Origin of the sequence: Rhodococcus sp. BP-349 (assembly GCF_019835845.1) — a bacterium.
Taxonomy (GTDB): Bacteria; Actinomycetota; Actinomycetes; order Mycobacteriales; family Mycobacteriaceae; genus Rhodococcoides.
Genome location: NZ_JABUDR010000002.1, coordinates 410,685 through 423,437, shown reverse-complemented (window position 1 = coordinate 423,437; position 12,753 = coordinate 410,685). Strand labels below are relative to the sequence as shown.

The following is a 12,753-nucleotide window of genomic DNA, read 5'->3' as shown; positions in this document are numbered from 1 at the left end:
GGTCGCTTCCGACATGTCCCTAGTCGAACTCGGCTGGCCGAGAGGAGATCACAGTGGCCTTGGGACCCGCGACGGTCGTCCAGGCAGCCACGTCGTCGGTCACCACCGCGTTGGCACCGATGCGTGCGCCGTCGCCGATACGGAGAACCCGGCCCTTCCTGGACGAGATGAAGGCGCCGGCGCCGATCATCACCCCTCGACCGATCACGACGGTCGGCTCGTCGGCGATCTCCCAGTCTCCCGACGCCAGTGTCACGTTCTGCGAGATCCGCGCCCCGTCACCGATGGAGGAATTGGGATGTACCACTACACCGAGTCCCCGATGCCAGAACTGGACGTCTCGGCCCAGCCGCGCTTCGTAGGGAAGCACGGCGTGGAAGAGCAGGAAGATGATCGTCTTGACCACCCGCGCCGCACGGGTGTGGCCACGCTCGTGCAGTCGGCAGGACAACAGCCACAATCGATCAGGACTCATGCCGTCACTCTCTCGTCGGCCGTCGATCTGTCCCGCGCCGACCACGCCAGGGACCCGAGTGCCACCAACGCGACGACGGCCTCGATGATCAGGATGCTGTCCAGCGGCTGACGGAACCTGGTCCTGGTGAAGAAGAGCGCCATGAACGGCGCGTTGGCGACGAAGATACCGAGGAAGACCCATTCGCTCGGTGCGAGAGGCACTCGACGACGAAGGGCGATCCGCGTCACCGTTCCGATCACGATCGCGCCGAAAGCGATGGTGGCGACCCACTTCTGCGCATCGCTGCCGCGCGCTGCGGTGGTCGGCTCGTTGTACGGTGCGAAGTAGTTCACGACCTTGTCGAGATAGAGTCCGAACGCCTCACTCGGATGCGCGAGGATCCAGTCCGTCGCGGCGTCCCGGAAATAGGAGTCCCGTTCCACCTCGGTGAGATCGTCGGGCGGGATCGCTTCGGGCGGATAGACGATGTCGACTCCCGAACTACCAGTGGCACTGGAGTTGTTGCCGATGACGAGGTTCTCCCCGGACGTGGTGCTGAAGAGAACCGGCGCTCCCAGAACGTCGTCGTTGCGGGCGGCCCAGAGCGCTACCGGGATCACGAAGAACAGCAGTGTGATCGCGGTGAATCGCACCCTGTTGCCGCGCTGCTGGATCACCAACCAGACTCCGACGAGGCCGGCGGTGAAGACCATGGTGGGTACCGAGAGCGCCAGTGCCGCCATGACGAGTCCGACGACTGCCGCGACTCGCCACGACAGCGCTCGGACTCCGCGGTCCCCAGCAGCACTGACGACGACCCACAGCACGAGGATCAGCAGCGTAGCGAGAGCCTGGGGGTACAGCGTTGCAGCCGTGTAGAAGTCGAGCGGATACAGCAGGATCGCGACCGACGCCCAGTACCCGTGAGGACTTCCCGCGAGGCGCGCGCAGAGGAACCCGGCGACAGCCGCCCCGGCGATCATGGCCACCGCGGACACGAGGATCAGCACGGTGCCGTCGACACCCACGGCGACGAAGATCGACAGCAGGAGGGGCCACGCCGGTGGGCGGTACGCGCTGGGCCGACCGTCGATGGAGAACCCGCTGCCGTCGGCCAGGGATCGTGCGATGTCGAGGTACTGCTGTTCGTCCACGTACCGCAAGGGCTGGCGGCTCATGTGGAGCGCATAGGCGACCAAGGCGACCGCCACGAGCAGGAACGCCGCCGTCACTGCCCGTGGCACACGCACCGACGTGCTCGAATCATCACGATGACGTCCCATCAGGACTCCTCGAGTAGACGGCGAAAGACCTCCGCACGTTGCGACCACGTGTTCTTCCCAGCGAAAGTTCGGCACTCCTCGGCGATCACCTCGGTCGTGGACTCGGTCACCGCCCTGTCGATGTGGGACAGAAATTGATCGACGGTCGATGCGACGTGGAGGTGACGGAAATCGAGCCACACCATCGAGGGCAGCGCGGTGGAGACCACCGGTACACCGCAGGCCAGGTACTCGAAGGCTTTCAGCGGGAAGCTCGATCGATTGAACTCGCTGAGCTCGTAGGGAATGAGGCCGACGTCGCAGTGCTGGATGACCGCGTCCAGATCGCTGCCCGACCGTGGTGACAGAACGTGAGTGCGCGGCGACGATCGCAGGCGATCGTACTGCTCACCCTTGCTGAACGTGGGTTGCGTCTCACCGACCATGACCAGCGAGAAACCCGCAGCGGTGGCGGCCTCGAGAAGATCGAGGTCGATCCGATCGGAGACCATGCCGACGAAGACGAGGCGCGGCCTCTGCACATCCGCCAGGTCGGTCGGCTCCGCGTGCACCGTGGCCGGGACATCACATCCTGCGGGCACGACCGTCGCCCTCAGCCCTCGCGCGAACATGGTCGTACGCAGAGTCGGCGACACGACCACGACGTGTCGAGCGCGGCGCATCGATCGACGAAAGTTCCGGAGGACTGCAGAGGCGGAGAGGCCGGTCAGAGCCGATCCCGCCGCGTAGTCGTCCTTCACCAGGGACACAGAACGGCGTGACGGGAAGAACACCTTGGCCAACGGCTTGATCGCGATGTAGATCACGTCGAACCGAGCCGTCCGCAGCACCAGCATCGCCGCGAGCCACACCTGCAGAACGAGAAGAACGGCCGTCAGGTGCTGCACTCCGGCGCGTCCTCCGAAGGGAATCGTGGCCGGTGTCAACACCCGCATCTCGTCCGAGGTCGACGAACGCCGCAATCCCGGATTACGACTCGAATGCCGCGCCCGGCGCAGGACGGAGGTCGGGGGTTCGACGTACAGCACCTGTGACTGCGTGGCGAGCGCTCGCGCAAGTCGCTGGTCGTACAGTTGGTGCCCGTCGTAATACATGGATGCGAAGACCACGATCGGTCGAGGAGCCGTCACGGGGACGACCCCGACAATCTCGAGATCACCGGCTCATGGCGACGCCGCCACGACAGGGACTCGGCCAACAGCGCTCTGACCGACTCGTCGAGCGGTCCCCGTCGAAGTGCGTCCTCGACCGCGCGCACATAGTCCCCGCCCGCGTCCACCAGCGTCACGTTCCGTCGCACGTCCGGTTCCTCCGCGTAGGAGCCGAGGGACGTCGCGACGACGGGTCTACCCGTGCACAGGTACTCGTAGACCTTCAGCGGCGACATCGCTTCGGTGAGTGGCGTCCGTCGATGCGCCATGAGGCAGACGTCGGCGGACGCCAGGAACGATGCCACCGACGCCCTCGGCACAGCCCCCAGGAGGGTCACACCGTCGAGCCCTTCGAGCTCACGCCCCACGGCCGCGTCCGCGATGTGACCCGCGAGCTGCACCGCATGACCGGCCGCGGCCAACTGGGCGATCGCCGTCACGTCCAGGCGCGAGTCGATACTCCCCGCGTAGGCGACAGTCGTGCGCGATTCACTGCGATCACGCACTGCTGCAGAAGGATTCGACCACAACTCGGGAACGACTCCGTTCGGCACGACATGACCCGGACCAGTGGGATCTATCCGGCGCAACAGGACGGACGACACGGCCACCACCTCGATCCCCCGCTCGGCGACCCGGCGATAGGCGTCGGACAGCAACGGCGCTTCGTCCGCCTTGCGTGGTATCGCCGACTCGTCGTCCTGGGCGTAGAAACACACCCTCGAAGCCCAGTCGTGAGATCCATAGGCTGCGTGATAGAGGTTGAAGGTCACGAGCGACGGAGCGGCCATGCCGTTCCGTCGAGACGAGATCGCCAACTGCCGGTCGTATGCTCGGTAGCGCCGCTCGATCGCCGACCGGGTCGTGGGTGTCCTCGTCGACACGACCCACGGGCGGACACCGCGCAGGAACGGTGTGTGCGGAGCGGACACGTCCCGCCGAAGCAGACTCTTCGCTCGGGAGAGCACTCCTCGCGGATGATCGGCCACCAGCACGCGCGGCACGCGTTCGTCCTCCATCAACGACATGATCATCTGGTCTGCGGTCGAGTAGAAACCGCGCCTGACGGCGTCCGCCCATGTGTCGGAGACCATGGCCACCACGACGCCGTCCGCTGACGTCATGGTGCGGACTCCACGTTCCGACGCGCACGACGGAGTTCGCGGTGCGATCGTTCGCCATCGCCTGCCGATCGCCCACGGTACGCAAGAGACCACAGCACTCCGAAGACCACGAACAGCATGAACATCGCCTGCTGGAAGGCGAACATGTCGAAGACGGTCGTGGACACGACGAGAGCCGCATACGAACCGGACAACGCGAACACCAGATCACGTTCCGCGGTGGTCCGCACGTTCCGCAAGGCCATGGTTGCCGCGATGACACCCCCGACGACGAGCACCGCGAGACCCGCGACCCCGACGAGTCCGCCCGAGATGAGGGTACCGAGCCAGGTGTTGTCGAGATATCTGGTCTGCGTCGGGTCGATGCTCGCGAATCCGGAACCCAGAACGGGGTTCTGACGGAACAGCACACTCACGTACGCGTAGTCGTCGGTGCGGGACGTGATGCTGTCGTCCTCGGACGCACCGACGAACAACTTGACGATCGCACCGAACAACTCCGGTGCGATCAGGTAGTAGACCAGGACGATCGTGCCGAGCAGCGTGATGAGCGTGAGTATCTCGCGCACGGTCAACGCGAAGATGTACACGACGGCGGATGCGATGACGGCGACGATGGCGGTACGGGACACACTCGCGGGTACTGCGAGAAGGAGAGCGGCGAAGGCGATGCCGGAGTAGATCCGGACGTTGCGGGTGCTGCCGAGTCTCAGGAAATGCGCCGCGATGGGAATCGTCGCGGCGACGATGACCGAGAACTCGATGGGATGATCCGACGTTCCCACGACGCGGGTGAAGCCGTCGCGCGTGGCCAACCCCTTCTCCACTTTGAGAACGAAACCGGGCGGTTGCAACAGGTACTTGTAGTCCGCATCGGAGATGCCCTGCAGGATGCCGATGATCGCGGCGTAGGTCGCTCCCACCAGGAGCATGCCGAGAACGAAGTTCCGGGCACGGGTGTCGTTCATTCGAGTCATCAGGTACGCGGCGACACCCACGCCCGCGACTGTCGTGAGCACGGTGCGCGTGACCGTGGCCTGCGCGACCGGTCCGAGGGGATCTTGGTAGGTCCGTGCCAGCGTGACGATCTTGCAGAATGCGTAGACCGCCAGGAATGCGATACCGGTGTGCAGGTATCCCGCCGACGTCATGACGACTCGCCCGCGGAAGAAGGTCAGGAACACCAACGCCGCCATGGCATAGGCCAGCATCTTCGCGGGTGATCCATTGGACACCAACGGTCCCGGCAGCACGACGACGGTCGGCAGAACGAGGAGCAACACTACGAAGAGGCCGGGAAGCCAGGGCGTGCCGCTGTTCGCGTTCTCCACGGCGACGTGTCGAGAACGCGTACTCGTCACGGTCACCGTTGCCCGCGGTCCCGGCCGCTCAGTGGTTCCCGGCGTGGGATCCGTACATCGCGGAACGTGTCCGCAGCGGCCGGTGACCGCCGCAGTCGGCGCGACGTGTCGTCCATGGCGGGCCCACCTGTGTCGTCTCCGACTCGCGCGACAGCGACGCCGTCGTCCCTGACGGGCACGGTGTCGTCGGCCGCGGTCACGACGTCCCCGGCGGGTCGCCTCGATCGCCTGAACCTGGTCCAGACCGTGTCGAAGAGGACCGACGCGATCACGGCGCCGACCACTCCGGCGACAGCGATGCCGGCAGTCTGTCGGGTCCGACCGGGGAGACCCCCGGACGGTGGGGGAACCGCGGACAACGGGAACGCGGTCACCAGGCGGCTGTCCGGCACGCCCGCCTGCCCCTGCAGACCGCGCAAGACCGCGTCGGCCTGTCCCGCCGCAGCCTCGACCGTGCGAGCCACGCGGTCAGGACTCCCCCCTTGCGCACTCACGACGACGATGGGGAGCTGTCCGGCATTGGGGAGGTTGAACACCTCCGCCGTGTAGGAACCCGATCCGCCGGCTGCCACGACCTGCTGGCGAACATTGGCATCACCGAGACCGAGCGCGAGGAGATTGGCGAGCAGCGACACGCCGCCCGACTCGGCCAGACCGTTCGACACCTGGATGATCGGCTGGTCCGGCCCCGACTGAACCGGCGCGTCCTTGAAACTGGGACTGGTGAGCCCGACGGAGACACTGGTGAAGTACGACGGCTTCACATCCGAATATGTCTGATACGCGAAGTAGGCCGTGATCAAGGCCAGCGGCAGAAATATGATCCAGCGTTTGGCCGTGATGCGAACAACATCGAACAAATCCACGATCAGTGCACCCTTCGCGAACGGACTTCGGGGGCCGAAGGGCCCAGCAATTGTCGAACCACGCCAGACGATACTGCATCACTCGACGGTTCTCAGCGTGAGCGAGTTCGTCGACGTCGATGCATCGAGGCCACGACGACCCCCATGAACCCGGGCCCCTCGACGAGATAGCGTCTGGCAAGTCGACGCGGTTCCTGCGCGAGTCGAAATGCCCATTCCAATCCGACGCGTTGAAGGATGCGTGGGGCCCGCTGGACAGTTCCGGCCGCGAAGTCGACCGCCGCGCCGGTTCCCAGATAGATGCCACCGGGCAACAATTCCTGCCAATGCAGAAACCAGGATTCCTGCTTGGGGAAACCCATGCACAGGAAGACGAAATCCGGCGAGATCGCGCACAACGCGTCGACGGCGGCGCGCCCCGCGGGGTCGTCGGGTGACGTCAGCATCGGCATGTCCACCGCCGTGACGGACGCCCCCGGATTGCCCTGCGAGAGCGCTTCGGCGGCACGCCCGGCCACGCCTTCGCCTCCACCCACGATCGCGATCACCCACCCCCGCGCCGCCGACATCCCGGCAAGCAGTGGCAGCAGATCAGCTCCGGTATTCCTCTGTGGCGTAGGGCAACCCAGCATCCTGAGCAACGCGACCAGCGGCATACCGTCGACCACTCTCAGGTGCGCCGACTCGAAGACGTGCCGCGCATGCGAATCGCGTCCTATCCGAAGCACCTGGTCGACATTGGGGGTCACGACCAGTCGAGGTCTGCCCGAGTCGAGCATGTCGGCGAACGTGGCGACGAGGCGTTCGGACGAATCGGTGAACAACATCATGGTGTCGTCGATGAATGCTGTTCCGCGTGCATCGACAGAGAAGACGGTCCGAGTGTTTTCCGTCAACGTGCCTATCTCCCTGTTCACAGATCTGATCACGCACATCAGGACTTCCGCCGCGGCCCAGCTCTACTCGACAACCCGCAGCATTCCGGATCATTAAACCATCACTTCGTCGCAGTGGCCGACCGTACAGAGACGACGCAATTCGTCCATCAGGTACGGTTGCGCGGACCGCCGAATATCTATGCTCCTGTGATTTATCACAGGAATTATGGATAACCGCTTTGTCACCTTCACATGAATATGAGGTCACATCACCATGGTTGCCACAATCGACTCACTGTGTTCGGTGATCATTCCTGCGCACAACGAGGGAGCGGTCATTTCACGGTGCGTCACGACACTCCTGCACGAGGCGGAGCCGGGCGAATTCGAGATTCACGTCGTGTCGAACGGATCGTCGGACGACACGGTGGAACGAACACGCAGAGCACTCGGCGACACTCCTGCCGCGTCGGTCCACGACACCGAGGTCGCGTCGAAGATCGCGGCACTTCGCATCGGTGACGCGGCGGCGTCGACATATCCCCGCATCTATCTCGATGCCGATGTCGTGTTGACGACCCGAGATGCGAGGGCACTCGTCGCAGCGCTTCTCGACGCTCCGGGTCCCGCCGTGGCTGCGCCCGTCTTGCGCGTGGACGCCTCGAGATCGTCGTGGGCGGTACGTGCCTACCACGCGGTCTGGGTGCGGATGCCGTACGTCGCGGACGGTGTCATCGGCTCCGGCGTGTACGCGGTCAATGCACGCGGTGGACGTCGGATCGGCTCGTTCCCCGACGTCGTGAACGACGATGCGTACGTTCGCGGTCTGTTCGGGACCGACGAGCGCATCACGTCCACGGGCGAATTCGTCTCGACCGCGCCGACCACCGTCATCGCCCTGGTCCGCCGTCGTGCGCGTACCGAGCTGGGCAACCGCGAGGTCGAGACCTTCATCGGTGGAGCAGGGCGAAGCAGCACCGTGTCCGCGCTGCTCGCCGTCGCCAGGAGCGAAGGGGTGTCCACCGTCGACATCGGGATCTACGTCGCGATCACGGTGGCGGCCAAAGCACTGGCGAAGTACCGGACTGTCAGAGGCACTCAGTCACTGTGGTCGATGGACACCACATCGCGAGAGACGGTCTGAGCGGCACATTCACACTCGGAATTCGCTCGGATCGCCTACCACCCCTGAGCCCACTCGCGCCGGCGCTGCCACAATTCGAGCCATCCCGCAGCGCGGCGTCGAGTGACGAACTCGCCGAGGCCTCGGAGACCGACGCCGGCCGTCAGCAGCAACGACTGCAGTGACCGAACCGCAGCACTGGGTGACTTGCGAATCAGAGTCACCTTGCCTCGGAACAGCAGTATCTGTTTCGCGACGCGAGACGACGACGACGCCCCCAGTGCGTGCACAGCATGGGCCGCGGGAGTGACCGACGGCGTGAAGCCCGCGTCCCACGCCCGTTGACACAGGTCGGCATCTTCTCCGTACATGAAGAACGCGGGATCGAAGCCGCCGAGCCGTTCCCAGAGTCCGCGGTCGGCGAGCAGGAGGCACCCGGTGACGATCCCGACCTCTCGCACGCTGTCTCGCTCCCACGAGCCGAGTCCTTCCGGATTGAGCAACGCGCTGCGCGAGAACGCTGTCGACATTCCCGTGGCGAAACACAGGAGACTCCAAGTAGTTTGGTGCCCGAAGCATGACCCGTAGTCGAGATCACCGTTCGGATCCGTGATGCGGCCACCGACTATCCCGCGTCGCGGGTCCTCGTCGAGGAAGTCCAGGAGCTCGTCCACCGCGCCGGGATCGACGACGGCATCCGGATTGACGAGGAGAACGGTGCGTCCTCTCGCCTGCGACACTGCCAGATTGCACGCACGCCCGAACCCGATGTTCTGCTCCAGGAACGATATTCGTGCGGCCGGCCCGGCCCACAGTCGTAGATCGTCCTTGTCGAGCACCGTCGAGGCATTGTCGATGACGATGAGCTCGTAGGAGTGCCGCTGAACACCGTCCTCCAGTGCTCCCAACGCCTTTCGAGTCCAGTCCTCGGCGTTGTAGGTCACCATGACCATACTCACGTCCACAGTCGTGGTCTCGGTGTCGTCCACCGGTCGTACCGGCTCGGTTCCGTTCAGCGCCATGGGGATTCCCGTCGCATCGTCGAGGAGAGCGGCTCTATGGTCTCGGTCACCGCAATCGAGGGATCCAGTGCCGCGATCAGCCTTCCGGCCACTTGATTCCACGTGAACATACGCGACCGGCGCGAGGCGCGCGCTCCGCATTCCTGCGCTGTGACCGGATCGCACATCTCCCGCATCGCGTCGAAGATCTGTCGTTCGTCGAACGGATCGACCACTCTTCCCGCATCGCCGACGAAATCTGCGGAGCCACCCCTGTTGCCGGCGATCGACCCGACTCCCACCGCGGCAGCCTCGACGAACACCACCCCGCCGGGTTCGTGTACCGAGGGCATGACGAAGCAGGTCGCCGCATCGTAGAGCCGTGTCAGGACGGACCGGTGCGCCGGATCGTCGCGGTAGAGACGCCCGTGACAGGTCACCCCGTCGCGGTCCACGGGGGGATGCCCGCCCACGAGATCGAGCGTGGCATCCGGTACCAGCAGGCGAATCTGCGCGAAGGCCTCGAGAACCCGGGCCCCGTTCTTCCGGTTCCAGTCGAGACCGACGAAGAGGAAACGCGGGGAATTCCAGTTCCGTACGACATCTCGGACCGTCTCATGGGTTCCAGCGCCGACCACGACCACGCGCTCCGGCGGCACACCGTAGTCGGAGATCACGGACTCGGCAGCCCAACTGGTCGTCATGCAGCACGCCACTGCCTCGGAATATCTCCGCGCCTGCTGCCGGAGTCGGAACCTGCGGTCGGACTCCCTCATGGCCGTCCAGACAGGGTATTCCATGTCGATGGCTTGCCGGACGGTCATGTCGTCGTACACGACGTAGGGAAGTCCTCGTGGGATCTCGTATCCGGTTCCGAGCGCGATGACCCCGTCCACTCCCCGTGCCGAGCGCCTGCGAGCGAGCACCGATGATCGAACGACGGATGTGGCACGCGCGAGGTGCGCACTGCTGTAGGCAAGTTTCGCTGCGGTCGGCGACCACCGCTTCGGGTCGGACATCACATGAGCCAACGCATCCGCCACCGCGACACCGCGATCCACCGAACGGGGCGGAGTCGCCTGCAGTCCGACGGCGTCGACCCCTAGACGACGCACTCCGGTGAGGACTCCGAACGGTGTGCCGGAGCGTGCCGTCGGATCCTCCGGATTCCCTGCGAACGCGATACCGATTCTCATGGGTGTGCCGTCCTGTTCTGTCACGACGAGTGCGAATAGTTCCAGAGGCCGACGCCGGCGTCGGGCGGTGGGCTGGCGTCGGCACCGTCCTTCACGGACGCCCAGTCCTCACCGTCTGCAGCAAGCGGCATGCCGCTCGAGGGCGATGTGTGCCAGGCGAGTACGCCGATCCCGAGTTCCTGCCACACTCCGGTGGGCCGACCGCGGGTGGTGCCCTGCTCGTACAGCCCGACTCGAACACTGGCCGAGTCGTATTCCTGCGCCCAGTCCTCGACTCCCGTCTCACCCACCAGAAACGGAACACCGCGTACCGCGGCATCACGGGCGAACGCCCGCATGCGATCAGCGAGTTGCCGGTCCGTGACCCGTCCACGGTCGCCGTAGTTCACCGGCCACCGGCTGTACACGTGCACCGAGAACACGATCGGGCCGAATCCGCGCTCTTCGCCGAAATCTGCCACGAGTGAGGGTCCGCGCGAGAGCACGAAGGATTGCTCTGGATCGATCGATCCGGTTCCGATGGTGGCGTCGTTCGGGATGTCGTTGGCGAAGTACGCCGCATCGAGCACTATCGGGGTCCTCGGCGCGACAGCGCGCAGGCGCGACATCATCCGTCTGTACATCCGGTCCAGGGCGTCGAGATCGCCCTCCGGTTCGTTGAGTGGGTTGATCCAGACGAGTGGGTTGTCCGCGAACATCGTGGCCACGTGGACCCACCAATCCGTCAGCGCAGCCTCGATCGATCTACCGGATCCGTCCGGTGCACCGCCCGGAGAGTCGAGTGCTCCTGATCGCCCGTTCGCGTCATCGGGCCCGCTGGAGAACTGAGTGAGCACGACCACGATTCCCCTGCCGGTGTATTCGTCGACGAGGCGTCGGAGGTCGTTGTTTCGGAAATAGAGATAGCCGCCGGACACGGCGCCCCAGTCGGACATCCCGCATCCCACGCGAACGCAGTTCCACCGCCACTCATCGGCAGCCGACTCCGCTCGGCCGAGAACTTTCTCGTTCCAGAAGAAGTCCATTCCGGAGACATTGGCACCGATGGGTACGAACGGTGAACCGGTGGGGCCGAGAATGACGGCTCCGTCCGTGGTGAATCCAGGACGATCGACGCTGTCGGACTGCGCGGCCCCTGTCCGCGGCAGTGTCATCGGAGCGGTGGCCGCAGAGATCGCACCGCTGACGTGGACGGCCGCGATCTGCACCGTCGAGTCGACATCGCCGCCCACCACGTCGACTGATGTGATCGGCCCCCGTACCGCCGTCACGAATGTCCCGTCGACCGAGACGTTGACGCCGATGACGTCCGGCTCGTCGATGGACCAGGACACGGTCGAGTTCGCGTCGACCGCGACCTGTTCCGGAGGGCTGACCCGTGTCGGGACAACCGGCCACGTGCGGTCGCGCGGCGTCACGAGGACGCGGTTTCGCGCTTCGCCGATGTCGACTCGGTTGCCGTCGTATGCGCGCAGCACGTACTCGGCCTCCACATAGGGCGTAGCGGCAGTGAGCAGATAGTCGGTGGCGGGGGCGGCACCCCTGCTCGGATCAGCCGCGAAGACTGCGAGCGGGCGGGTGTCACCGCGCCTGAACAGGCGGTACTCGGCAGGAAGGTCGGCACCACTCCCGTCATCCCTCGTCCACCGGAACTGGACCGCACGAACAGCAGGTTCGGCCACGAGCACGAGAGCGACACCGGACGTCGTCGCCTCGGCAGTCCTGAGAACCGTCGCGGTGGGTTCCGACGACACACCGTTCGAATCGACGGTCCGGACATCGAACCGATGATCGTCACCCGGGTCGTCCACGGACACCGTGGTCGAGATTCCCGAGACCGTAGCGACGTCGACACCGTCGACGCGAACGATGTAGGCGAGTTCACCGGCCGCCACGGATCCCGCCGCCCAGGAGAGGAAGACCTCGCCGGTCGTCTCGACGCGAGTCGTCAGTTGTGTCGGGCGCCTGAGCGGATCGAACAGATCGGCCACCGACTCGGAACGGGCGCCCGCGGACGCATCGTCATCGTCCTCCGAACTCGCCTCGTCCGCGCAACCGGATACCGCGAGTGCGAGCGTGGAGAGAGTTCCGGCCTTCAGAACTGTCCGGCGCGTGAGAGCACGTGTGCACTGCCGACTCTCGTGTGCCACCGACCGCCTCGCTCTCGGGTCTCCGCGCCGCGGACACGGCCGCAATCGGGCATTCCGTAGGTATCGATCACATTCGGCGCCACGAACATCGAAGTGCCGAGCGAAGCAAACCACACGGCGGCGCTACAGGCGACTCGGCGGCATTCGGTTCCCATGACGACAC

At 65.3% G+C, this 12,753-nt stretch carries 11 protein-coding genes; 1 reads left to right on the top strand and 10 read right to left on the bottom strand.

The genetic code is table 11. The features are described 5' to 3' along the window. Positions 1-19: 19 nt before the first annotated feature. The 7 genes from HQ325_RS12390 to HQ325_RS12360 all read right to left on the bottom strand — a co-directional run bounded on the left by HQ325_RS12390 (position 20) and on the right by HQ325_RS12360 (position 7,138). Positions 20-475, bottom strand: coding sequence for a serine O-acetyltransferase (locus HQ325_RS12390; RefSeq protein ID WP_222629934.1), 456 nt, complete (start codon positions 473-475; stop codon positions 20-22). Beyond that, positions 472-1,701, bottom strand: coding sequence for a glycosyltransferase family 39 protein (locus HQ325_RS12385; protein ID WP_222629932.1), 1,230 nt, complete (start codon positions 1,699-1,701; stop codon positions 472-474). The genes HQ325_RS12390 and HQ325_RS12385 overlap by 4 nt, the downstream gene beginning before the upstream one ends. Positions 1,702-1,739: 38 nt before the next feature. Then, complete coding sequence (locus HQ325_RS22810; RefSeq protein WP_222629931.1) at positions 1,740-2,870, bottom strand: glycosyltransferase; 1,131 nt, start codon at positions 2,868-2,870, stop codon at positions 1,740-1,742. Next, on the bottom strand, positions 2,867-4,015 hold the full coding sequence (locus HQ325_RS12375; RefSeq protein ID WP_222629930.1) for a glycosyltransferase: 1,149 nt from the start codon (positions 4,013-4,015) through the stop codon (positions 2,867-2,869). Before HQ325_RS12375 ends, HQ325_RS22810 begins: the two co-directional genes overlap by 4 nt. Further along, the gene (locus HQ325_RS12370) at positions 4,012-5,376 is read right to left on the bottom strand and encodes an O-antigen ligase (protein ID WP_222629928.1); all 1,365 of its coding nucleotides are present in this window, start codon (positions 5,374-5,376) and stop codon (positions 4,012-4,014) included. The genes HQ325_RS12375 and HQ325_RS12370 overlap by 4 nt, the downstream gene beginning before the upstream one ends. A gap of 2 nt (positions 5,377-5,378) precedes the next feature. Then, positions 5,379-6,242 carry a hypothetical protein gene (locus HQ325_RS12365; RefSeq protein WP_222629926.1) on the bottom strand — a complete coding sequence of 288 codons (864 nt, stop codon included), beginning with the start codon at positions 6,240-6,242 and terminating at the stop codon, positions 5,379-5,381. 92 nt (positions 6,243-6,334) lie between these two features. After that, positions 6,335-7,138, bottom strand: coding sequence for a WecB/TagA/CpsF family glycosyltransferase (locus HQ325_RS12360; protein ID WP_222629922.1), 804 nt, complete (start codon positions 7,136-7,138; stop codon positions 6,335-6,337). Between the two features lie 256 nt (positions 7,139-7,394). Here HQ325_RS12360 and HQ325_RS12355 point away from each other — a divergent pair, with 256 nt between their 5' ends. After that, entirely contained in the window at positions 7,395-8,264 is an 870-nt protein-coding gene (locus HQ325_RS12355) for a glycosyltransferase family 2 protein (RefSeq protein ID WP_222629919.1), read from the top strand. Positions 8,265-8,299: 35 nt separating this feature from the next. Here the strand turns inward: HQ325_RS12355 and HQ325_RS12350 are convergent, their stop codons facing one another. From HQ325_RS12350 to HQ325_RS22805, 3 genes are read right to left on the bottom strand one after another with little or no spacing between them, the layout of a single operon-like run. Then, positions 8,300-9,265, bottom strand: a complete 966-nt coding sequence (locus HQ325_RS12350; RefSeq protein WP_222629916.1) for a glycosyltransferase family 2 protein — start codon at positions 9,263-9,265, stop codon at positions 8,300-8,302. After that, the gene (locus HQ325_RS12345; protein WP_222629913.1) at positions 9,256-10,440 is read right to left on the bottom strand and encodes a glycosyltransferase family 4 protein; all 1,185 of its coding nucleotides are present in this window, start codon (positions 10,438-10,440) and stop codon (positions 9,256-9,258) included. The genes HQ325_RS12350 and HQ325_RS12345 overlap by 10 nt, the downstream gene beginning before the upstream one ends. A gap of 20 nt (positions 10,441-10,460) precedes the next feature. Next, on the bottom strand, positions 10,461-12,590 hold the full coding sequence (locus HQ325_RS22805) for a cellulase family glycosylhydrolase (protein ID WP_222629910.1): 2,130 nt from the start codon (positions 12,588-12,590) through the stop codon (positions 10,461-10,463). Positions 12,591-12,753 lie beyond the last annotated feature (163 nt).

Coding starts and splice junctions, on each gene's coding strand:
- HQ325_RS12350 (WP_222629916.1), bottom strand. CDS start 9,265: ATGGCGCTGAACGGAACCGAGCCGGTACGACCGGTGGACGACACCGAG.
- HQ325_RS12345 (WP_222629913.1), bottom strand. CDS start 10,440: ATGAGAATCGGTATCGCGTTCGCAGGGAATCCGGAGGATCCGACGGCA.
- HQ325_RS12375 (WP_222629930.1), bottom strand. CDS start 4,015: ATGACGTCAGCGGACGGCGTCGTGGTGGCCATGGTCTCCGACACATGG.
- HQ325_RS12355 (WP_222629919.1), top strand. CDS start 7,395: ATGGTTGCCACAATCGACTCACTGTGTTCGGTGATCATTCCTGCGCAC.
- HQ325_RS12390 (WP_222629934.1), bottom strand. CDS start 475: ATGAGTCCTGATCGATTGTGGCTGTTGTCCTGCCGACTGCACGAGCGT.